This is a genomic window from Sinorhizobium sp. P24N7 (assembly GCF_042436655.1).
Classification (GTDB): Bacteria; Pseudomonadota; Alphaproteobacteria; order Rhizobiales; family Rhizobiaceae; genus Sinorhizobium; species Sinorhizobium meliloti_A.
This window is the reverse complement of sequence record NZ_JBHMIW010000014.1, coordinates 184,234-206,204: the sequence shown is the minus strand read 5'-3', so window position 1 is coordinate 206,204 and position 21,971 is coordinate 184,234. Positions and strand designations below refer to the sequence as shown.

General features: G+C 63.3%; 21 protein-coding genes. 8 read left to right on the top strand and 13 right to left on the bottom strand.

The genetic code is table 11. The features are described from left to right. Positions 1–50: 50 nt before the first annotated feature. The 7 genes from ACFHWW_RS24050 to ACFHWW_RS24020 all read right to left on the bottom strand — a co-directional run bounded on the left by ACFHWW_RS24050 (position 51) and on the right by ACFHWW_RS24020 (position 6,004). Positions 51–356: a PilZ domain-containing protein gene (locus ACFHWW_RS24050; protein WP_100673155.1), complete on the bottom strand. Its 306-nt coding sequence runs from the start codon at positions 354–356 to the stop codon at positions 51–53. A gap of 150 nt (positions 357–506) precedes the next feature. Next, on the bottom strand, positions 507–1,814 hold the full coding sequence (gene purB, locus ACFHWW_RS24045) for an adenylosuccinate lyase (RefSeq protein WP_018095067.1): 1,308 nt from the start codon (positions 1,812–1,814) through the stop codon (positions 507–509). A 63-nt stretch (positions 1,815–1,877) separates the two neighbouring features. After that, positions 1,878–2,435 carry a hypothetical protein gene (locus ACFHWW_RS24040; RefSeq protein ID WP_379941215.1) on the bottom strand — a complete coding sequence of 186 codons (558 nt, stop codon included), beginning with the start codon at positions 2,433–2,435 and terminating at the stop codon, positions 1,878–1,880. After that, positions 2,435–3,172, bottom strand: a complete 738-nt coding sequence (locus ACFHWW_RS24035; protein ID WP_275599837.1) for a DUF2259 domain-containing protein — start codon at positions 3,170–3,172, stop codon at positions 2,435–2,437. Before ACFHWW_RS24035 ends, ACFHWW_RS24040 begins: the two co-directional genes overlap by 1 nt. Continuing rightward, positions 3,169–3,849: a ribulose-phosphate 3-epimerase gene (gene rpe / locus ACFHWW_RS24030; protein ID WP_275597864.1), complete on the bottom strand. Its 681-nt coding sequence runs from the start codon at positions 3,847–3,849 to the stop codon at positions 3,169–3,171. The genes ACFHWW_RS24035 and rpe overlap by 4 nt, the downstream gene beginning before the upstream one ends. Positions 3,850–3,911: 62 nt before the next feature. Then, positions 3,912–4,919 (bottom strand): P1 family peptidase, encoded by a 1,008-nt coding sequence (locus ACFHWW_RS24025; RefSeq protein WP_338282929.1) that lies wholly within the window; start codon positions 4,917–4,919, stop codon positions 3,912–3,914. Further along, positions 4,916–6,004 carry a branched-chain amino acid ABC transporter substrate-binding protein gene (locus ACFHWW_RS24020; protein WP_338282930.1) on the bottom strand — a complete coding sequence of 363 codons (1,089 nt, stop codon included), beginning with the start codon at positions 6,002–6,004 and terminating at the stop codon, positions 4,916–4,918. Before ACFHWW_RS24020 ends, ACFHWW_RS24025 begins: the two co-directional genes overlap by 4 nt. A 159-nt stretch (positions 6,005–6,163) precedes the next feature. On the opposite strand from ACFHWW_RS24020, the gene ACFHWW_RS24015 reads away from it, so the two are divergent. Genes ACFHWW_RS24015 through ACFHWW_RS23985 form a run of 7 tightly spaced genes read left to right on the top strand, consistent with a single transcriptional unit; the run spans position 6,164 to position 11,946 of the window. Continuing rightward, on the top strand, positions 6,164–6,691 hold the full coding sequence (locus tag ACFHWW_RS24015) for a flavin reductase family protein (protein WP_018095061.1): 528 nt from the start codon (positions 6,164–6,166) through the stop codon (positions 6,689–6,691). Positions 6,692–6,715: 24 nt separating this feature from the next. Next, positions 6,716–7,645: a MoxR family ATPase gene (locus tag ACFHWW_RS24010; protein WP_100673160.1), complete on the top strand. Its 930-nt coding sequence runs from the start codon at positions 6,716–6,718 to the stop codon at positions 7,643–7,645. Between the two features lie 5 nt (positions 7,646–7,650). Beyond that, on the top strand, positions 7,651–8,913 hold the full coding sequence (locus ACFHWW_RS24005; RefSeq protein WP_338282932.1) for a VWA domain-containing protein: 1,263 nt from the start codon (positions 7,651–7,653) through the stop codon (positions 8,911–8,913). Between the two features lie 55 nt (positions 8,914–8,968). After that, positions 8,969–9,301 (top strand): XdhC family protein, encoded by a 333-nt coding sequence (locus ACFHWW_RS24000; RefSeq protein ID WP_018095058.1) that lies wholly within the window; start codon positions 8,969–8,971, stop codon positions 9,299–9,301. 3 nt (positions 9,302–9,304) lie between these two features. After that, on the top strand, positions 9,305–10,012 hold the full coding sequence (locus ACFHWW_RS23995; protein WP_100673162.1) for an XdhC family protein: 708 nt from the start codon (positions 9,305–9,307) through the stop codon (positions 10,010–10,012). Continuing rightward, a complete protein-coding gene (locus tag ACFHWW_RS23990) occupies positions 10,009–11,625 on the top strand; it encodes an NTP transferase domain-containing protein (RefSeq protein WP_338282933.1) in 1,617 nt (538 codons plus the stop codon). Before ACFHWW_RS23995 ends, ACFHWW_RS23990 begins: the two co-directional genes overlap by 4 nt. A gap of 3 nt (positions 11,626–11,628) precedes the next feature. Then, positions 11,629–11,946, top strand: a complete 318-nt coding sequence (locus ACFHWW_RS23985) for a TfoX/Sxy family protein (RefSeq protein ID WP_100673164.1) — start codon at positions 11,629–11,631, stop codon at positions 11,944–11,946. Between the two features lie 15 nt (positions 11,947–11,961). On the opposite strand, the gene ACFHWW_RS23980 is transcribed toward ACFHWW_RS23985, so the two are convergent. The 5 genes from ACFHWW_RS23980 to ACFHWW_RS23960 all read right to left on the bottom strand — a co-directional run bounded on the left by ACFHWW_RS23980 (position 11,962) and on the right by ACFHWW_RS23960 (position 16,840). Further along, positions 11,962–12,369, bottom strand: a complete 408-nt coding sequence (locus tag ACFHWW_RS23980) for an NUDIX domain-containing protein (RefSeq protein ID WP_100673165.1) — start codon at positions 12,367–12,369, stop codon at positions 11,962–11,964. A 10-nt stretch (positions 12,370–12,379) separates the two neighbouring features. Beyond that, positions 12,380–13,879, bottom strand: coding sequence for a DEAD/DEAH box helicase (locus ACFHWW_RS23975; protein WP_100673166.1), 1,500 nt, complete (start codon positions 13,877–13,879; stop codon positions 12,380–12,382). Between the two features lie 199 nt (positions 13,880–14,078). Continuing rightward, a complete protein-coding gene (locus ACFHWW_RS23970) occupies positions 14,079–15,482 on the bottom strand; it encodes a M23 family metallopeptidase (protein ID WP_338282934.1) in 1,404 nt (467 codons plus the stop codon). Positions 15,483–15,527: 45 nt separating this feature from the next. Then, on the bottom strand, positions 15,528–16,355 hold the full coding sequence (locus ACFHWW_RS23965) for a ferritin-like domain-containing protein (RefSeq protein WP_338282935.1): 828 nt from the start codon (positions 16,353–16,355) through the stop codon (positions 15,528–15,530). A 17-nt stretch (positions 16,356–16,372) separates the two neighbouring features. Then, entirely contained in the window at positions 16,373–16,840 is a 468-nt protein-coding gene (locus ACFHWW_RS23960; RefSeq protein WP_379941209.1) for a peroxiredoxin, read from the bottom strand. A gap of 385 nt (positions 16,841–17,225) precedes the next feature. Here ACFHWW_RS23960 and ACFHWW_RS23955 point away from each other — a divergent pair, with 385 nt between their 5' ends. After that, the gene (locus ACFHWW_RS23955; RefSeq protein WP_379941207.1) at positions 17,226–20,642 is read left to right on the top strand and encodes a DUF3971 domain-containing protein; all 3,417 of its coding nucleotides are present in this window, start codon (positions 17,226–17,228) and stop codon (positions 20,640–20,642) included. 50 nt (positions 20,643–20,692) lie between these two features. Here ACFHWW_RS23955 and tyrS read toward each other — a convergent pair whose 3' ends face one another. Further along, positions 20,693–21,946, bottom strand: a complete 1,254-nt coding sequence (gene tyrS, locus ACFHWW_RS23950) for a tyrosine--tRNA ligase (RefSeq protein WP_275597870.1) — start codon at positions 21,944–21,946, stop codon at positions 20,693–20,695. Positions 21,947–21,971: the final 25 nt, after the last annotated feature.

Genomic DNA, 21,971 nt, shown 5'->3' with positions numbered 1-21,971 from the left:
GCGGGGGGTTGGGAGCGACCGCCTCAACATCCCGCTCGGATCGCCACTGATCAGCGAAAGAACTTGTAATAGGATGAGATCTGGGCTGCCGTGTTCGAGGACAGGTTCAGCTTGATGCCGATCCTGTCGCCGCGGACCCAGCGCACCATGCCGGAGAGAAAGCCGAGCTCCTCGCTCCGGATCGTCACTTCCTGACCGGTGCGCGCGCCGATATCGAAGAACAGCCTGAAGCAGATGCCTTCGTCGGAAAGATCGACCACAATCCCGTTGGTCGAACCTGTCTTGCACGTGACGGTCCCGGTTATCTTCGTCTTTTCGCGCGAAGAGGCGCGCTGAAGGCTGTCCTTGTAAACCATGGTTTTCTCGAAACCTGATTGCGACAGGCGCAAGCTTCACATGGAGCACCTAAAGGACCGCTAAAGACTTCGCCCGCATTTGAACGAAGGACGTCAAATGCGGGCCATGGAAAACGTGCGCCATTCCGGGATCAGCGGTTTCCGTTCTACCTAGACGGAACCGAAAACCCGCCGGAAGATCGTGTCGACGTGCTTGGTATGATAGCCGAGGTCGAATTTCTCCCGGATGTCCTCTTCGGAAAGAGCTGCACGGACTTCCGTGTCAGCGAGCAGTTCTTCGAGGAAGTCCTTGCCCTGTTCCCAGACCTTCATGGCATTGCGCTGTACGAGCCGGTAGGCATCCTCGCGCGAAACACCGGCCTGGGTGAGGGCGAGAAGAACACGCTGCGAGTGAACAAGTCCGCGGAACTTGTTCATATTCTTCAACATATTGTCCGGGTAGACGAGAAGCTTGTCGATGACGCCGGTCAGCCGGGCCAGCGCGAAATCGAGCGTGACCGTCGCATCCGGACCGATCATGCGCTCGACCGACGAATGCGAGATATCGCGTTCGTGCCACAGGGCGACGTTTTCCATGGCCGGAACGACGAAGGCGCGGACCATGCGGGAGAGTCCCGTCAGGTTCTCCGTCAGCACCGGATTGCGCTTGTGAGGCATGGCGGAAGAGCCCTTCTGGCCCGGAGAGAAATATTCCTCCGCCTCCAGGACCTCGGTGCGCTGCAAATGCCGGATCTCGGTTGCGAGACGCTCGATGGAGGAGGCGACGACGCCGAGCGTTGCGAAATACATCGCGTGGCGATCGCGCGGGATCACCTGGGTCGAGACGGGTTCAGCCTTGAGGCCGAGTGCTTCTGCCACATGTTCCTCGACGCGGGGATCGATATTGGCGAAGGTGCCGACCGCTCCGGAAATGGCGCAGGTCGCGATCTCCTCGCGTGCAGCGAGAAGGCGCTGCTTGCAGCGGTCGAACTCCGCATAGGCAAGCGCGAGCTTGACGCCGAAGGTCGTCGGCTCGGCGTGAATGCCGTGCGAACGGCCGATGGTTACCGTGTCCTTGTGCTCGAAGGCACGCCGTTTCAGCGCCTCGAGCAGCTTGTCGAGATCGGCGAGCAGGAGATCGGTCGCGCGGACGAGCTGAACGTTGAAGCAGGTGTCCAGCACGTCGGAAGAGGTCATGCCCTGATGGATGAAGCGGCTGTCGGGGCCGACGAATTCCGCAAGATGGGTGAGGAAGGCGATGACATCGTGCTTGGTGACGGCTTCGATCTCATCGATGCGGGCGACGTCGAAGGTTGCCGCGCCGCCCTTTTCCCATATGGTCTTTGCAGCTTCCTTGGGGATTACGCCGATTTCGGCCAAGGCGTCGCAGGCATGCGCCTCGATCTCGAACCAGATGCGGAACTTGGTTTCCGGCGACCAGATGGCCACCATTTCCGGCCGGGAGTAACGGGAGATCATGGGCTTCAAGCTTTCGTCGAGAGTGGAGGATGGCTGTGCCTCTATCAAAGATGGCGGTGAAGCTCAACGCCGTTGCCGCGCGTCCGATCGCGCGAGCAGCAGACTCGTTGCCACGAGCGCGACGGCACCGAGCGGCAGATAAAGGCGAACGCCAAGGACCAGAAACTGGTAGAAGGCGGCCAGCGACGTGAACGCGAACTGGAACATCCAGGTGGGAGTGCCGGTCGTCGCATGCCACTGCGCATAGAAAGCGCGGTAGTCGAGCGCGAACAGGAATGCCGTCGTTCCGATCGTGCCGGCGGTGAGACACAGGAAAAAGGCCGAAAAGCGTGTCTCGACCGGTCGGTTCTGCGACAGGCAACGGGCGGCAAATAGCGAGAGCGGCCATGCGATGAGGCCGCCCCACGCGTAAAGCGCGAGGATGCTTTTCAGGTGGAAGGTGGCGTCATTTTCCCGCCACCAAAGTGCAAGCCACGCCGAGAGCGCCATCGCGAAGCCCCAGCAGAGCGCGCCCAGGATCGCTTCCCGCAGGCTCGGAACCGAATGCGCGAGACGGAAGCGCTTGGGCCGGTCCAGGTCTGCTATGAGCACCTTTGCCCGGACCGCGGCCTTCCCCTCCATCAACCGGGAATCCGCACCGGTACCGCGATCCAGCGGCCGTCGGTGGTGCCCTCAAAGCCGAGCGACTCGACCAGGATCATCACTGCATGGACCTCGGAGCCATCGGCCTTGACATGGGTCACGACGCCGCCGATGCGGTAGCTCGTCGGGCAACGCCGGCTCAGTGGGATCCGCTGATCGTCTTCGAGTATTTCCGCTGCGGGTTTTCCGGCCTTCTCGGTCATCGTCAGACGGAAGCCTTTGACCTCTTTCAGAAAGCCCTCGCAAATCCCTTCCGGTTCGAAGACCTTCTCTTCGAGCTTCAGCGTATAAACCTTGCGGAACGATGCATCGGCGGGAAATGAGGAATAGGTCAGTGTGCGCGGCTCTGCATCGAGCTCGGTCACAGGATTATAGGCGGCGAGCACTCCCGGCGTGTGGTGGAGACGATAGGCATCGATGAGCGGCGCAGAGCGCCTGTGCGCTTCACCGCGCGCCGTGTGCAGATCGGCTCCGTCCTCTTCCGCAACGGCGCGCACGGGAGCGCCTGGCAGGAAGGCGTCGGTATTGGTGTCGAGAACGTAGATCGTCGAATAGGGAAAGCCGGAGCCGTCCTGGATACCGTATTCCTCGAAGGCGAAGACATCGCCATCCGATGAAAAGCCGATCGGTTGGAAGGCGGCATAGTCACCGGCCGCGGCACCGGACGCGGCAAGCATCGCCACCATGATGCCGGCAGTGGCTGCGCGCGCCTTCATCCGCGTGCCTTCTCCGCCTGTGTGCGGAGCAATTCGATGGCGCTTCGATACGCATCGACGGAATCGCCCTTGAAGATGGCGGAGCCGGCGACCAGCACATTGGCGCCCGCTTTCGCTGCGACGCCGGCCGTATCCGGCGCGATACCGCCGTCCACCTCGATCTCGATCGGGCGACTGCCGATCATTGCCTTGATCCGCCGGATCTTCTCCTCCGTCGCGCCGATGAACTTCTGGCCGCCGAAGCCAGGATTGACCGTCATCACGAGAACGAGATCGACGGTGTCGAGGACATATTCGATGGCGCTTTCCGGCGTCGCCGGATTGATGGAGACGCCGGCTTTCTTTCCGAGCGACTTCACAGTCTGCAGTGAGCGGTGCAAATGCGGGCCTGCTTCGGCATGGACGGTTATGATGTCGCAACCGGCCTTCGCGAAGGCTTCGAGGAAGGGATCGGCCGGCGCGATCATCAGGTGGCAGTCGAAGGTGGCCCGGGTGTGCGGGCGCAGCGACTTGATGACGTCGGGCCCGAAGGTGATGTTCGGTACGAAATGTCCATCCATGACATCGAGATGGATCCAGTCTGCGCCGGCTTCGGCGACGTCGCGAACCTCCTGGCCGAGTTTGGAGAAGTCGGCCGCCAGGATCGACGGGGCAATGCGAATTGGGTGGGTCATCATCGGGCTCCGGCTCTTTCCCGCGCCATAGCATTCTCGGGCCTCCCGAACAACCGGCGCGAAGATCAGGAGCGTGAGGACCAGGCAGGTATCAGATCGTCTCCGGCATCTCGTGCATCATGGACGCCGCGCGCGATCGCACGGGCCATCGTGGCGGCTGCCGCGGCGCTGAGATCGATGAAGTCCTGAAGCAGCGGCGTCTTTCCGCTCGTGCCCGTCGAAAGCGCGAAGACCAGATCGCCGTCAAGGGGCGTATGAGACGGCCACAGGGCACGCGAAAAGCCGTCATGGGCCGCGATCGCCAGACGCTTGGCCTCCGCCTTGGTGAGCAGCGCATCGGTGGCTATGACTGCGATGGTCGTGTTCGTCCCCGACGCTTGCCGCTCCCGAAATTTGAAGCGCGGGGTAGCGGCGTCCTGCGGCCAGGGCGTGGGCTGGCCCAGCCCGCCGAACTCGTCGTCCATCTCGAAGGGTGCAGCCCAGAAATGAGGTGTGTCGCCGACGGTCGCGGAGCCGACGGCATTCACGGCCACGAGGGCGCCGACAGTGATCCCATTGGCCAGCACCGTCGACGCGGAGCCGAGACCGCCCTTGAAGGTCGCCGTAAGCGCGCCCGTGCCTGCGCCGGTGCTGCCGGTGCCGAAGTCCGCCGATACCGCTCGCGCCGCTTCGTAGCCGAGATCGCGATACGGAGCGTAGCGTCCCCAATCCTTGTCGCCGCCATTTGCCAGATCGAAGAGGATCGCCGCGGGCACGATCGGCACACGATGCGGGCCGACGGCGAAACCGCGCCCCATCTCGCGCAGCGCCGCCTGAACGCCCGAGGCGGCATCGAGGCCGAAGGCCGAGCCACCGGAGAGCACGATCGCATCGACCACCTGGACCGTATTGTGGGGCGCAAGCAGCTCGGTCTCGCGCGTACCGGGAGCGCCACCGAGAACCTGAACGGCGGCCGTCGCCGGCGGATCGCAAAGCACGGTCGTAACCCCGGATTTCAGCCTGACATCCTCAGCATTGCCGACCAGCAATCCGGGCACGTCCGTGATGAGATTTCTGGCCCCTTTCCGCATCATTCCATATTGTCCGTAGCGGTTGCATCGACGAAACGCCCGTCCTGCCATCGCATCAGCCTGTAAGGGGTTTCGGCAAGCTCGTGCGCATTGTTGAACCCGATCGGCCCGAGCACCGTCGAATAGGGTCCTTTCGTCAGGGCATCGGCAAGCGAGCTGCCGTCTTTTGCCGCCTGGTCCTTTGCCTGCTCGAGGAGCGACACTGCGGCAAAGGCGGGCAGAACATATCCCTCGGGCTCGATCTCGGCGGCGCGCATGGCCTTTGCCACCGCCGCAGCCTCCGACGATCGTGCGGGGTCGGGTATCGTCATGGCAAGGACGCCGTTCTCGAGCGGCACGTCGAGATCGGCAGCGTTCAGCGTGTCGCCGCCAAAAAGGGTTATCGGGACGTTTTCCGCTTTCGCGTCACGCGCAATCACCGCCGTATCGTTGCGATCGCCTCCGGTGAAGACATGCGTTGCACCGCTCTTCGCCAGTCGCCGAACGAGGCTCACCTGCTGCTCCTGCGAGGGGCGGTAGGTGTCGGTGAAAACCGGCGTTATGCCGATCTCGGCCAACCCGTTGCGCACGCTTTCGACAAGCTCGCGGCTGTGGATCGTCCCGTCGTCGATCAGAGCGAGCGGCCTGCCTTTCCAGTTCGCGACGATGGCATCGGTGATCGCCGCCGCTTCAGCGTTGCCGCCCGGCGCCAGGCGATAGAACGGCCACTCCTTCTTGAGTGCGTCCTCCATGAGGATGTCGGAACGGACGCTGACGGTGATCGCTGGAATGCCGGCTTCGGCCAGGGCCGGGAGCGCGGCCTCAAGGCTCTCGGTGCACAGAAAGCCGATCGCCGCTTCAGCGCCGCTTGCGAGCAGGGCCTTCGTCAGCGCCTCGCCGCCGGCAGGATCGCAGGTTTCGTTGATCGGGATCACCTGGCTTCCGCGGTCGCCGGCCTGGAATGCTGCCCCGGCAGAAATCTGCCTGCCGAGGGAGGCGAAAGGCCCTTCCTCGGGAGCCACGACCGCGACCTTAACGCCGGCGGCGAAAGCAGGACCGGTCAGCGCAAGTGCAGCGACAAAGAGGCTGGTGGCGATTGATCTAGGCATGTCATTTCCCGCTATCGACCGCCATGTTTTAAGGATGTGGGCGCGCCCGTCAAAGGAAAAGATCGAGGTATAACGAGGCTTTGTCGCCGCATCGATTGCAAGCGCCGCTGATCCGCAAGATTCTCGCATCGCCGGGTTTCATATTTTCCGCGAGAGTCTATGTATGTGCGAGATATCGTTCCGGAGCGAGATGTGTTGGAGAAGACCCGGCTGGACCCGATAACCTACCGTGATGCGATGAGCCGCATGTCGTCGCATGTGCAGCTGATCACGGCGGCCGATGGCAAGGAGCGGCGTGGCGTCACGATCACCGCGTCCTGTTCGGTATCGGACGATCCGCCGACAGTGCTCGCTTGCCTCAACGCAGCCAACCGGCGCAACGACATCTTTTCGCGTGGCGGCAGTTTCGCGCTGAACCTGCTCGGCTCCCAGCATCACGCCCTGGCTCACGCCTTTTCTGGCCGCGACCAGCTCGACATGGAACGACGTTTTGCCCTCGGCCGGTGGACGCAGCGCACGACCGGTGCACCCATCCTCGTCGAGGCGATCGCTGCCTTCGACTGCCGCCTGATCGAAGTCAAGGAAGTGGCCACACATCTCATCCTTATCGGCGAGGTCGTGGATGTGCAGCTCGGCCCGAAGCAGCCACCGCTCATTTATGTGGACCGCGGATATCACACGCTATAGGTTTTCGTCCACGCGGGAGGAAGCATGGCGAGACAGGTGACAGGAAAGCTGCCTCAGTCCATCGACGAGACGAGGGCGATGCTGGAGGCGCAGGATTATCTCGCCGGAACCGCGCTTGCGACCGTTCTCTTCCTGGCCCTCAGGATGAAGCGCCCGCTATTCCTCGAAGGCGAGGCCGGCGTCGGCAAGACCGAGATCGCCAAGGTGCTGGCGCGCGCCCTCGACCGACCCCTTATCCGGCTTCAGTGCTACGAGGGACTGGACGTCGCCTCGGCCGTCTACGAATGGAACTATCCCGCCCAAATGCTGGAAATCCGCCTGTCGGAAGCGGCGGGCACCGTCGACCGCCAGAGAGTGGAAAGGGACATCTTTTCCGAGCGGTTCCTCATAAGACGGCCGGTGCTGCAGGCGATATCGACGACGGCCGGGCGGGCGCCGGTGTTCCTGATCGACGAGCTCGACCGCACCGACGAAGCTTTCGAGGCCTTTCTCCTGGAGGTGCTTTCCGATTTCCAGGTCACGATCCCCGAGCTCGGGACGATCAGGGCCGACGAGCCGCCGATCGTCATCATCACCACCAACCGGACGCGCGAAATCCACGACGCCTTGAAGAGGCGCTGTCTCTATCACTGGGTCGACTACCCCAGGGCGGCGCAGGAACTGGAGATCATCCGCCGCAAGGTCCCGGGCTGCAACGCGGCGCTTTCGCGCGAGATCGTTGCCTATGTTCAGAGGTTGAGGGCGCTCGACCTCTTCAAGAACCCCGGCGTCGCGGAAACGATCGACTGGGCCACGGCACTCACGGAGCTCGACGCGCTGGCGCTCGATCCCGAGACGGTCGCCGATACGCTCGGGACGCTCCTCAAATATCAGGACGACATCGCCCGGATCGAAGGTGCCGAAGGCCGCCGCCTGCTTGCCGAGGTGAAGGCCGAATTGCTGGCGCAGGGCTGAGCAGGATGACCGCCGGAGCCCATGCGAATGATGGAAGGCTCGCCGATAATATCGTCTTCTTCGCCCGTGCCCTCAGGCGGACGGGACTGCGGATCGGTCCGGCCGCCATCGCCGATGCGATCGGTGCCGTGAAGCTGATCGGCATCGGCTCCCGCGGCGAATTCTATGCAGCGCTCCAATGCACCTTCGTCAAGCGGCATGAAGACCAGGCCGTATTCGACGAGGCTTTCCGGCTGTTCTGGCGCTCGCCGGATCTGGTGAACAAGATGATCGCGCTCATGTCCCCCATTGCCATGCCCCGTTCCGGGGAGGATCGGCGTCGGCGCGCCGGCGAAGAACGCGTCCGTGATGCGCTTCTTGCCGGCCGGGATGGCGCGCAGCAGCCAAGCGAAGCGCCGGAGGTGGAGGTCGACGCACGCTACACGGTCTCGGGGCGCGAACTCTTCCGCAAGGCGGATTTCGGCCAGATGACGGCCGCGGAGATCGCGGAGGCAAGAAAGGCATTGTCCGCAATCCTGCTGCCGCTCGACCGGGTACGCACGCGCCGCTATCGACGGTCCCACCGCCCGGTGCGGATCGATCCGCGCTCCACCATGCGAGATGCCATGCGGTTCGGCGGGGACTTCATCCTGCCGCGCTTTCGCGAGCCGCGGCTCGTCCATCCGCCATTGGTCGTGCTTGCGGACATTTCCGGATCGATGAGCAAGTATACCCGGATATTCCTCCATTTTCTGCACGCCCTGACCGAACAGCGCCATCGCGTCCATACTTTCCTTTTCGGGACGCGGTTGACGAATGTCACGAGGCAGATGCGCAACCGCGACCCCGACGAGGCGCTGGACGACTGCATCGCGGCGGTCAAGGACTGGTCGGGCGGCACGCGTATCGGAGAGACGCTTCACGAATTCAACCGCCGTTGGTCGCGCCGGGTGCTCGGGCAGGGGGCCGTTGTCCTCTTGATGACCGACGGGCTCGAGCGCGACGATACGGCCGAACTGGAGATCGAGATCGATCGCCTGCATCGCTCCTGCCGCCGTCTCGTCTGGCTCAATCCGTTGCTGCGTTTCGACGGTTTCGAGGCGCGCGCCCGAGGCGTCAGGGCCATGCTTCCGCATGTCGACGAGTTCCGCCCGATCCACAACCTGGAATCCGTCGCCGATCTGGTGAAATCGCTGTCCGGGCGCGGAGCGCGCGATGCCGATCCGCGGCGCTTCCTGAACCATGGACGGCCGGCCGTTGACCGCGCGCCGGCGAATGCGTCACAGTGATGTGACTTGATCCGATGCAGGATCATCGCCTGAGTGCAATTTTCGGAGTTGCAGCATGCAGAACGAGCCGAACATCCTCGATCCTCTGGAGGTGGCCGAGACCTGGCACGGCCAAGGTCGCTCCGTGGCTCTCGCGACCGTGATCGAAACCTGGGGTTCGGCGCCCCGTCCCGTCGGCAGCCATCTGGTGATCGACGGCGAAGGCAATTTTCAGGGTTCCGTTTCCGGCGGCTGCGTCGAGGGCGCGGTTATTGCGGAGGCGGCCGAGGTGATTGCGTCCGGTACGCCGCGGGTTCTCGAATTCGGAGTGGCCGATGAGACGGCTTGGCGCGTCGGCCTTTCCTGCGGTGGCCGAATCCGCGTCTATGTCGAACGAATTGACGGCTGAACGATGGAACTGAGCACACTGCAGACACTTAATCTCGCCCGTGCGTCGCGGCGCGCCGCCGTCGTCGTCGGCGATCTTTCGGACGGCAGCAGTCAGGCTTTTGTCGAAGGCGATCGCATTCCGCCCGAATGGGTCGCGTCCGTCTCCGAAGCGCTGCACTCGGGCCGGCCCCGTCTTCTGAAGGTCGAGGAAAGGGCGTTTTTCATCAACGTTCATCTGCCGCCCCCACGTATCGTCGCGATCGGCGCGGTTCACATTTCGCAGGCATTGGCGCGTCTGGCGCCGGTCGCAGGTTTCGACATGGCGGTCATCGATCCGCGTACCGCCTTTGCAACGGCCGAGCGTTTCCATGGCGTCGAGCTTCTTGCAGACTGGCCCGAAGACGTTCTGCCCGCTCGACCGCTCGACCGCTATACGGCACTCGCCGCTCTCACGCATGATCCGAAGATCGATGACTATCCGATCAGCGCGGCGCTGGAAGCGGGATGCTTCTATGTCGGCGCGCTTGGCAGCCGCAAAACCCATGCGGCTCGGACCGAACGCCTGCAGGCGCAAGGGGTGCAGGGGGAGGCGATCGCACGTATCAAGGCCCCGATCGGCCTCGATATAGGTGCCGCGAGCCCGGCCGAGATTGCGGTTGCCGTGCTGGCGGAAATCATCGGGGCGCTGCGGCGTCGCGACGTGAACCTGCCGGTGGAGGGGGCCAAGTGAGGTTCGGACCCGTGCGGCTCGCCGATGCCGAAGGCGCTCTCCTGGGCCATTCGGTAAAGATCGGCACCATGAAACTGGCGAAGGGGCATCGCCTGAGCGCCGACGATGTCGCGGCACTTGCCGAAGCGGATCTTACGGAAGTCATTGTCGCGAGGCTCGAGCCGGACGACCTGGCGGAGGACGAAGCCGCGGCGCGCATAGCTGCGGCAATCGCCCCGGATCATCTGCGATTCTCGCGGGCTGCCACGGGCCGGGTCAACGTCTATGCTACCGTTGCCGGTCTTTTCGTTGCCAATCGCGCCGTCGTCGATCAGCTGAACCGTATAGATCCGGCGATCACGCTCGCCTGCCTTGCCGATCATGTTGCCGTCGACGCGGGCGACATGGTGGCTACGATCAAGATCATCCCGCTGGCGGTACAGCAAGCGCTCGTGGAGCGAGCGCAGGCACTGCTTCGGGCGGATCTGGCCTTCGAAGTCAAGCCGTTCACGCCGCGGCGCGCGGCCCTGGTGGCGACCGAGCTGCCTTCGTTGAAGGGCCAGGTGATGGACAAGACGCGCGCCGTTCTCACCGCAAGGCTCCTGCAATCCGGCAGCCGCCTCGATAGCGAGCAACGCGTGGCCCACACCACCGAAGCGGTCGCCGCCGCGATCTCGGACGCTGCCGTTTCGCACGACCTGATCATCGTCTTCGGCGCTTCGGCCGTGGCTGATCCGGACGATGTGATCCCTGCCGCCATCCGGCGCGCGGGCGGCGTCGTAGAACACGTCGGAATGCCGGTCGACCCGGGCAATCTGCTCGTGCTCGGGCGGCTAGGGGATATTCCGGTCCTGGGTGCTCCCGGATGTGCACGAAGCCCGCGAGAAAACGGCTTCGACTGGATTCTCGATCGATTGATCGCGGGCGAGTGGCCGAGCAATGCCGACATTACCGGGCTCGGCGTCGGCGGATTGCTCAAGGAAATCCCGACGCGTCCGCAGCCTCGGGAAGGCACCGGCGGCAAGCGGCCGGGTCCCGTCTGGATCGTGGTGCTCGCAGCCGGCCAGGCGAGCCGGATGGGGCCGGATGGCCGCCACAAGCTGCTTGCGGAGTTCGAGGGCATGCCGCTCGTGCGCCGGTCGGTGGAAACCGCCATCGCCGCGGCTCCGGGCAGAGTGATCGTGGTAACAGGGCATCGGGAGGCGGAGATCCGGGCGGCACTCGCGGGGCTGCAGGCCACATTCGTCTCGAACCCCGATTACCCGAGCGGGATGGCGGCTTCGCTGATTGCGGGTCTCTCCGCCCTCGATGCCGACGCCGGCGGGATGCTCGTCATGCTTGCCGACATGCCGGGCATCACTTCGGCACACCTGGCGAAGTTGATCGCTGCCTTTGAATCCGAATCCGGCCGTGCCGTGGTGCGTGCCGTCGCCGACGGGCAGCGCGGCAACCCGGTCATTCTGCCGAAGGAGACCTTCCATGCCGTCCGTCAGCTCGTCGGCGACGTCGGGGCGAGGCACATCGTCGAGCGCTGCGGCTTGCCGGTGATCGACGTCGAACTCGGTGCTGCGGCGCGTCTTGATCTCGACACGCCGGAGGCGATAGTGGCTGCCGGCGGGCTATTGAGGGATTGAGCGATGGACAATGCGGCAATCGAGGAGATTTTCGAAACACTCGGCCCGGTCAAGATTCGCCGCATGTTCGGCGGCAAGGGCATCTATTTCGACGGCATCATTCTTGCGTTGGAAGTGAACGGCGAAATTCTTTTGAAGGGCGATGCCGAATCGGCGCCGGCGCTCGAGGAAGCAGGCGCGCGGCAGTGGACCTATGAAGGCAAGGGCAAGCCGGTGAAAATGCCCTATTGGAGCATCCCCGAGCCGGCTTGGGACGACCCGGATGAAATGGCGCGCTGGGTTGGACTTGCCTATGCGGCCGCGCTCAGGGCGAAAAAGTAGGGTGAGTGGCGGGGTTCAGGCGAGCGCCCGCACCGCATCAGCCGCAAATCGGGAGAGAGGCTGGGGCAGGGCGGTCAGGTCGAACCAGCGGATGTCGGAGAGCTTGTCCGGCTCGGTGAGACGCGGCTCGCCGGAAAAATTTTCCGTCACATAGATCAGCGAGATCCAATGTTGCCGATCGGCTTCGATCATCTGTTCGCTGATGCATAGAAAGCGGGTCGAATGGATGGAAAGGCCACTTTCCTCCTCCGCCTCGCGTCGAGCCGCATCCTGCGCGAGCTCCATATGATCGACTTTACCGCCGACGATGCTCCAGTGACCGGCTTCCGGCGCCTTCAGGCGTCGGCAAAGGAGGATCTTTCCATCCCGCAGGATTGCCAGACCGCAGCCGAGACCGGGGAAATCGATACCGGGCAGTGCCATCAGCGGAGAATCAGGCCTTGCCCATGATCAGCATGAAGGCCGGAATGTCGTCACCGAAACCGACCGGCGTCGGACCGTCGTCATGATCGCGGCGGTTGCGCTGGCGACGGTCGCGATTGTCGTCATTGGCTGCATTCTGCGCGCGGCCGGGACGGTCGCTACGGCCGTTATGACGATCCTTGCTGTCGGCATTGCGTTCGATCTTCACCGCGTCGACCCTTTCCGGGACTGTTTCGAGTTCTTCTGTATTATTGCCTGAAGCCGTGACAGGTTTGCGATCGGCGTGAACCTTGCCGGGACGCTCCCTCTTCCGATCCTTGCGCCCGTCGCTGCCGCGGTCGCGACGGCTGTCGTGGCTCTCCATCGGCTCGGGCAATTCCGAAAGGTCGCCGTTGAACCATTCGACCTTCTGGCCGATCAGTTTCTCGATGGCATCGGAAAACTTCGTCTCGCGCTTTGTGATGATCGTGAAAGCGGCGCCGGAGCGGCCAGCACGGCCCGTTCGGCCGATGCGGTGGACATAGTCTTCAGCGTGGATCGGCACGTCGAAATTGAAGACATGGCTGACGTCGGGAATGTCGAGCCCTCGCGCCGCGACGTCGGAGGCGACCAGAAGCTTGATGTTGCCGTCCTTGAAATTGGCGAGCATGGCCATGCGTGAACGCTGATCCATGTCGCCGTGCAGCGCGCCGACCGAAAAGCCATGGCGATCGAGCGAGCGGAAGAGTTCGGCGACATCCTTCTTGCGATTGCAGAAGATGATCGCGTTCTTCAGGTCCTCCTGGGACCGAATGAGTTCACGAAGCACCGCGCGCTTCTCGTAATCCTTGCCGTGTGCGGCTACGAAACGCTGCGTAACGGTTATGGCCGTCGAGGACCGGCGCGCCACCTCGAGCCGCTCCGGATTCTGCAGGAAGCGATCCGCAAGCTTCTGGATTTCGGGCGGCATGGTCGCGGAGAAGAACAAGGTCTGGCGCGTGAAGGGAATGAGCTTCGCGATTCGCTCGATGTCGGGAATGAAGCCCATGTCGAGCATGCGGTCGGCTTCGTCGATGACGAGGATCTCGACTCCGGTCATCAGGAGCTTGCCGCGCTCGCAATGGTCGAGCAGGCGGCCGGGCGTGCAGATCAGCACATCGGCGCCACGCTCGAGCTTGCGGTCCTGCTCGTCGAAGGAAACTCCACCGATCAGAAGCGCGATGTTGAGCTTGTGATTCTTGCCGTATTTGTCGAAGTTCTCGGCAACCTGCGCAGCGAGTTCGCGCGTCGGCTCGAGGATCAGCGTACGCGGCATGCGTGCGCGTGCGCGTCCCTTTTCCAGAAGGGTCAGCATCGGCAGCACGAAGGATGCGGTCTTGCCGGTTCCGGTCTGGGCGATGCCGAGAATGTCGCGGCGCTGAAGCGCCGGCGGGATGGCACCAACCTGAATCGGTGTCGGTATCGTGTAGCCCGCATCGGTAACTGCGGAGAGAACTTTCTGGCTCAGGCCAAGGTCAGCGAAATTGGTCAAAGGGGAAACTGTTTCCGTTCCGGTTCTGATGAACTCTGATCGATCGTTGGAAAATGCAGCAGCATGTGGCGGCGCTCATACGACCAAAGGCGCCGAAAGTCAAGAAATCCAGCACGTTGAAACACTGGAAGTTGAATCCGCCCGATTCTCATGCTTTTCGCGTCAGGCGCGGGAGAGGTAGCGGCCCGCACGCCCATTGTCAATCGAGATAGCCGGCGAGCTCCGTTCCGGCCCTCAGGAAGCGCGCCGGATCGACGGCGTGCCCGTTCAGGCGAACCTCGTAGTGAAGATGCGGTCCCGTCGACCGTCCGGTACTTCCCGACTTGGCAATGACCGCGTCTGCCTTCACCACATCTCCGACATCGACCAGAATTGCCGACAGATGTGCGTAGCGGGTCGAGACGCCGTTGCCGTGATCGATTTCGATCATGTTTCCATAGCCGCCCGCAGAACCCGCGGCCGTTACGGTGCCATCGGCGGTCGCGCGGACTCGCGTGCCGGTCGGTGCGCGAAAGTCCGTCCCCGCGTGCAGCGCCGGACGGCCGAGAAACGGATCCAGCCGATTTCCGAAGCCGCTGGAGACATCGGCTGCCGGTGCCGGGCTGGCGAGAGGAAGTCTTTTTGCTGCGTCACGGGTCTGCTCGAGCTCAAGGAGAGCAGTGTCGAGACCGACCAGGAACCGATCGAATACGTCTCCGTCCTGCGGTTCGACGAAGGGACCGCCGACACCGGCTTCCGCGGCCGTATCCGTGGCGAGCGCTTCGTCGGCTGCGGGAAGCGTGAAGCCGGTATCCTCCACGATAGCCCTGATCGTCGCGGACGTCCTTAGTGCGCTGTCCGTCATCTGCCGGAGATGCGCCATCTGTTCGCGCTCCACGCCCTTAAGCGAAAGCGTAACATTGGAAAACACCCGGTCGGCCCGGTCGGAAGCGCTTTCGCCATCCACATTCCCGGAGGAGACGGGTGCATAGCCGAGTACGGCGGAGCGGGGAGGCCGGTCATCATCCTTGCCGGCAATGCCCATGATCGTCTCGATGGCCTTGACGCCGCTCCGAGCTTCTGCGCGCCCGTCATAGGCCAGCGGTTCCGTCGCCGGCAAAGTGTTTTGCTGTCCGGCATGATCAAGGGCCGTACCGTTTTCCGGGAGTGCGCCGAACTGGCCGCTTCTCGAGGTCAGTGCCAGCTGCCGCTGCAGAAGCTTCTCGACCTTCTGCTCGACAACCTGCTGATCCAGCAATTGCCGGCTCGTGACACGGTCAACCTGCGCTCGCAGTGCAGCGATCCGGTCCTCGTATTCATGCTGCATGCGCGCCTGCCGTGCGATCGTTCCGCCGATCAGATCGTCGCGAAGCACCAGATACGTGGTTGCGGCAAGATATCCTGTGCCGAACATTCCCAGGAAACAGATGGCCAGGGTTGCCATCCATGGGCGGACAGTCATGTGCCGGACCCTGTCGCCGCTCGCCAGGATCAGGACGTGACTTTGCCTGCGTTTGCCGAAGGCGTTTACCGAACCAACAGACACCACATCACCCCCGCCGATGCGCCCCAGTTTGCGCGTCAGTAGACGCGCTGCGCCGTAGTTCGCGTTGCTCGACGGCAATTACACTTTGTTAGGGTTAATAAAGCGTGTGTGCGAGACGCTATCTCAGATGTTGGTGGAGGCGGTCATCGATCGGTAGAAGGAGGGGGTCAATCCCGCCTCCGCCCGGGCAATGTCGTTGAACGGGGGTTTGAGCGGTCCCCGGAAATTCGCCCGCACGAGCGTTTGAAAGGTGGCCGCGGGGTCCTTCTTCTGCCGGGCGCAGAGAAAGCGGAACCATTTCGCTCCGACCGCGACGTGGCCCTTCTCGTCTTCGTAGATGACGTCGAGGACGGCAGCGCTCTCATCGTCGCCGGTCTCCCGCATCTTCGCACGCAGTGCCGGAGTCACATCAAGGCCGCGGGCTTCGAGAATCAGCGGAACGACGGCCAGGCGGGCGGTCAGGTCGTTGCGCGTGTCGTGCGCCGCCTGCCAGAGGCCGTCATGGGCGGGAAGGTCGCCATAATCTGCGCCGAGGTCGTTCAGCCTTTGCCGTACCATGCGAAAATGCTTGGCCTCTTCGAAGGCAACCTGCATCCAACCGTCGAAGAAGGAATTCGGCACCGGCTCGGATGCAAAGCGGGCGATGATGTCCAGGGCCAGATCGACGGCGTTCAGTTCGATGTGGGCGATGGCGTGCAGCAGAGCGATCCGCCCTTTCAGCGAGCCGAGCGAGCGCCGCTTGACCTGGGTCGGTGGCGTCAGAACGGGTCTTTCCGGGCGGCCGGGCCGTTCGGGCACGGCGCGGTCCAAAGGCGAGCGCAGGGACAGCGTTCGCGCCTGCCAGCGCCGCGCCGCCTCCTGCGCAAGCTCGGTCTTGACGGTAAGATCGGCGGCACGGATCGCTTCGACGGCGGCGCCGCGCAGGCTGTGGAATTGCGGAAGTCGCGTCATGGTCTTGCCGTATCTGCTCAAAGCGCCTTTGCGGCGGCCAGAACCTCGTCGGCGTGGCCGGGGACTTTGACCTTTTCCCAGACGCGGCTGATCACGCCCTGCCGATCGATCAGGAAGGTGGTCCGCTCGACGCCCATGTATTTGCGGCCGTACATGCTCTTCTCGACCCAGACGCCGTAGGCGTTTGCCACAGCCTTGTCCTCGTCGGCGCCAAGGGCGACCGTAAGGTCGTGTTTCTTGGTGAAACGATCGTGGCTCTTGGCCGAATCGGGCGATATGCCGACGAGCGCAATCCCCGCTTCCTGGAATTCCTTCTGCCGAGCCGAGAAGGCGATAGCCTCCTCCGTGCAGGCTTTGGTATCGTCCTTCGGGTAGAAGAACAGAACGATCGGCTTTCCGCGCAGCGCAGCGAGCGAGATCGAACCGCCGCCATCACGAGGAAGTTCGAACTCCGGGGCGATATCGCCTTGTCCCAATCCTGCCATGATCAAACCTTTCTTACGTCACGTTTTGTGGGCATTCCGCGGTTAATGCATGTCCCAAAATCGTGCAGCGTCTTCGGGATCGAATGCAGTGCGCTTGAGGCATATCGGAGATCGCCGAAGTCCGTCCAGAAGAGTTGTGATAGATTTGACAGGTGCCGGACGGCTTCGTAGCTACTGTATGATCCTTTAACTCGGATTCGAGTGGAGGTGAAATCGTGCTGGCTCAATGCCACAAGCGATCTTGCGCGAAAGGGGAAATGACTAGTCCTCTCGCTCCCGCGAGAGACGAAGCATGTTGATTTGGTTGGACGAGTATCGATCTAAATGGGGCGAATGAAAGACCCGGCCATCGCTCACGTGGCAGCGGCCCGATGGGAAACACGCAATGGGGCGATCAGGTCGGACGCTCGGGCCGATGACTGAAATCCGCGGCGAAAAAGTCGACTTTCGCAGAGAGGACATCGTCGCGCTGCACGCGTTGCCCTCGGCCCAGGCGCACGACCCGGTCATTGTGCACACGCCCCGCCCGGGCGGGGCGTGGCGCTTCTGCGCACGGCTTTTCCTGTGCTGTTCCCTCCTTGTCTTCATCGCCGTTGCTTCGCTCGTCGCCATCATAGAAAGCGGGGTCGTCGACGGACCGTTGAATGCCCGGGCACGCAACGCGCTCAACGCCGCGCTCGGCCAGGGTTACCGCGCCGATGTCGAAAGCACGGTCATCCGCTTGACAGGCGGCGGCGCAATTGCGCTCAAGGCGCGCGGCGTGACTCTGAAGGAGAGCGGTTCGGGCCGGCACCTCGCCAAGCTCGGTGCGATCTCGATCGCCCTCGATCCCTTCGCGCTGGCGACCGGCCGCATCGACGTCTCAAGGCTCGAAGCGGAAGGAGGCGAACTCGACACCGGCCTCTTGCCGCGCGGCGAGCCGATCGATCTCACCGCCATCCGCATCGCAGATGTGGGTAACGCGCTTGAGGAGCTGTTCGCGCAGGGCGACCGGATGTCACGGTTGACCGCGGGGCGGGCGACGCAGACCGTCGTGCTCTCGGATTTCAGCCTGAAAGTCAGCGGCGTCCGGGGGCGCGTTGTTCCCGTCGAGATCAAGACGCTTGAATTCAGCCACGATCCGGACAGTTCGATGCGCGTTGCCGGTACGATCGCAGTCGATGGGACAGAGTCGCTGCTGACGGCAAAGGCTCTCGGCAACAATGGGCGCATTGCTGCCTTCGAGGCCCGCCTCGACGCGCTCTCGCTCTCGCCGTTCCTCTATCACGGGAAATCGGCCAGGGAGGAGGCCTTCGGCATCGAGACCACCGCCGATGTGACGCTCAACGCGTCTCGCGCGACGGACGGCAGGAAGCCTGCACTTACGGCAACCGTCAAGACTTCCAAGGGTTCATTCCACGCCGGCGGTCTCGTCTCGACTCTCAATTCCTCTGACCTGAACCTCTCCTACGATTTCGAGCGGGCCTCCGTCGAAATTCTATCGTCGATGATCAGGATCGGCCGTTCGAGCTTCCCTTTTACCGGCGCCCTGATCGACCTCGACAAGATCGCCGGCGCCGATCGCAAGGGCTTTGCGGTCGATCTTCTGCTCAAGAACGCCAGTTCCGATCCCGAAGACATTCAGGAGCGGCCGCTTGCCTTTGACGCCAAGGCGAGCGGCCGATTCGAGTCCGACGCGCACCGGCTGATCTTCGATCAGCTGGCAATATCGAGCCCGCTCGGTTCCATGGCGGGCTCGCTCTCGGTCGCCTTCGGCAAGACGTCGCCAAGGATCAGTTTCGCCGCACTCAGCGACAGGCTGCATGCCCGGGCGGTGAAGCAGCTGTGGCCATGGTGGCTCGCGAAGGGGGCTCGCCGCTGGGCGATCGGCAATCTCTTCGGCGGGACGGTGAGCGATGCACGCATCGAGGTCTCGATACCAGAGGGGCGCATCGCCAGCAGCGGCGGTGAGTTGAGGCTCGACGAAAAGGAGCTCAACATCAACTTCGCGATCGACGAGACGCGCATCAACATCGCCGGTGAGATCCCGCCGCTGCGCGACACGGCCGGGCACTTCAGCCTGAGCGGCGAGCGCATGTCCGTTGCGGTCCGGAAGGGTGCCGCCTTTTTCCCGTCCGGGCGGTCCGTCGCCTTGAACGGCGGGGATTTCGTTATCGCCGACGTCTATGAGAAGCCGCTGATGGCGGAAATGAAGATCGAGGTCGCCGGACAGGCGGACGCGATAGCGGAGCTCGTTCGCTACAAGCCCATCCAGGCCCTTCAGAAGACGCCCTTCGCGCCGGAGGATTTCGCCGGGCCGATGACGGCACTGGTGGGCGCGCGGTTTGGCCTCATATCCGACCAGACGCCGCCGCCACCGCTGTGGCAGGTGGAAATGCAGCTTGAGGACGTCACGATAAAGCGGCCCATAGCGGGACGATCGATCGCCAATCTCGACGGTAAGATGCGGATCGACAACGAGCGTGCGGTGCTTCAGGCGAATGCCCTCATCGACGGTGCGAAGATGCGTGTCGCGCTCACCGAACCGGTGGACGGCTCGGCCGGCGTGACGAGAACGCGAGAAATCTCGGGGACGCTCGACGATGCGGCGCGGGCGAAAATCGCCCCGGCGCTGTCCGGCATCGTCAAGGGGCCCGTCGGCATCGACGTATCGCTTGCGGAAGACGGCAGTCAGGCGGTGAAGGCCGATCTCGGCAAGGCCGTCCTGTCGCTTCCCTGGATCGGCTGGAGCAAGGGGGCGGGCATCGCCGCACAGGCGGCGTTCACAATCCGGCCCGTCGGCAGCATCACGGAAATAAACGACCTCCGGCTCACCGGTGAGGGTTTTGGCGGCACCGGCGAATTGCGCGTCGACGAATCGGGTCTTGCGGCTGCGCGGCTGCGCGGCGTGCGCCTCGCAAGCGGAGACGATTTCGCCGTCACGGTCGGGCGCAGCAATGGAGGCTATTCGGTGGACCTGACCGGCACTGCGGCTGACATCCGGCCGGCGCTCGCCCGCGTGAAGAGCGGATCGGGGTCGAAAGGGTCGGGCAATGTGAAGATCAATGCGCGGCTCGATCGGGTTACCGGCTTTAATGGCGAAGTGCTCTCGAATGTAAACCTGGCCTATTCGAGCCGCGGCCAGCAGATCGACGATGTCGATCTTTCTGCATTGACTGCAAGCGGTCAGGCCGTCGTCGCCAGACTGGTAAAGGCCGGGGCGGACAACACACTGGAACTGACGACAAGCGATGCCGGGGCTTTCGCGCGCTTCATCGATATCTATCGCAATATGCGCGGCGGCCTCCTCAATCTGCGACTGCGTGATCGCGGGGCAAATTCCTGGCGTGGGACCGTGGATATCCGCAAGTTCTCGCTCGTCGGGGAGCAGAGGCTGCAATCGATGGTCTCGACGCGGGCGGGGCAGGACGGGCGCAGCCTCAATGAGGCGGTCCGGCGCGATATCGATGTGAGTACGGCTCAGTTCGAGCGTGGTTACGCGCAACTCCTGCTGGATCAGGGCGCGATCCGCGTCGGCAGCGGGGTCGTCCGCGGCGTCGACGTCGGCGCGACGTTCCAGGGTACCGTCCGCGACTCAAACGGCCGCATGGACATGACGGGAACGTTCATGCCGGCCTATGGATTGAACCGGCTCTTCGGCGAGCTGCCGCTGATCGGTGTCCTGCTCGGAAATGGCCGTGACCGCGGTCTGCTCGGCATCACGTTCAAACTCACCGGTCCGTTCAGCCAGCCGAATCTGACGATCAACCCGCTGTCGATCATAGCGCCGGGCGTCTTCCGCAACATTTTCGAGTTTCAATAAAAAGGCCGGCGCTGCGGCCGGCCTCAGGTTCCCATTGCCTTGTCACCCGCTCACACGGGCCGAACGAGCAGGTGCTTCTTCTTGCCGAGCGAGAGCTTGATGACGCCGTCGCCGGTCACGTCGCCGCTTCCGATGATGCGGCGTTCGTCGCTGACCTGATCGTCATTGATCCGGACGGCGCCGCCCTGAACATGGCGGCGCGCCTCGCCGTTCGAAGCGGCCAGACCGGCGCGGACCAGAAGCGTCAGCAGGCCAAGCCCCGATTCGAGTTCGGGAGCCGGGACCTCGACCGAGGGCAGGTTCTCGGCAAGCGCACCTTCCTCGAAGGTCTTGCGCGCCGTCTCGGCGGCCTGCTCCGCCGCCGCCCGCCCATGCAGCATGGCGGTGACCTCGGTTGCCAGAACCTTTTTGACCTCGTTGATCTCGGAACCGCCGAGCTTCGACAGCCGGTCGATTTCAGCCATCGGCAGCGTCGTGTAGAGTTTGAGGAAGCGTGCGACGTCGGCGTCCTCGGTGTTTCGCCAGTACTGCCAGAACTCGTAGGGTCCGAGCATATCCGGATTGAGCCACACGGCACCGCTCAAGGACTTGCCCATCTTCGCGCCGGAGGCCGTGGTCAGCAGCGGCGAGGTGAGGGCGTAAAGCTGCGGCGTTCCCATCCGGTGGCCGAGATCGATGCCATTGACGATGTTGCCCCACTGATCCGAACCGCCCATCTGGAGCCGGCATCCGGTGCGCTCATAGAGCTCGACGAAATCGTAGGCCTGCAGGATCATGTAGTTGAATTCAAGGAAGGACAGCGACTGCTCGCGCTCGAGCCGCATCTTGACGCTGTCGAAAGACAGCATGCGGTTCACCGAGAAATGCCGCCCGACGTCGCGCAGAAATTCGAGGTAATTGATGCCGAGCAGCCAGTCGGCATTGTTGATCATCAGCGCGTCCCTGGGGCCGTCGCCGTATCTCAGGTAGTTCGAAAAGACCGTCTTGATGCTCGCTATGTTGGCGGCAATCGTTTCGGGCGTCATCAGTTGCCGCGCCTCGTCCTTGAAGGACGGGTCGCCGACCATGCCCGTGCCGCCGCCCATCAGCGAAATAGGACGGTGTCCGGTCGCCTGCAGCCAGTGCAGCATCATGATCTGAATGAGCCCGCCGGCGTGCAGGCTCGCAGCCGTGGGGTCGAAGCCGATATAGGCGGTCACGGTTTCCGTCCGGAACAGCTGGTCGAGGCCGGCATCATCCGATGTCTGATGGATGAAACCGCGTTCGCTGAGAGTATGAAGGAAATCGGACTTGAACTCGGACATAACCTGTCTCTTTCGGCTGGGTAGA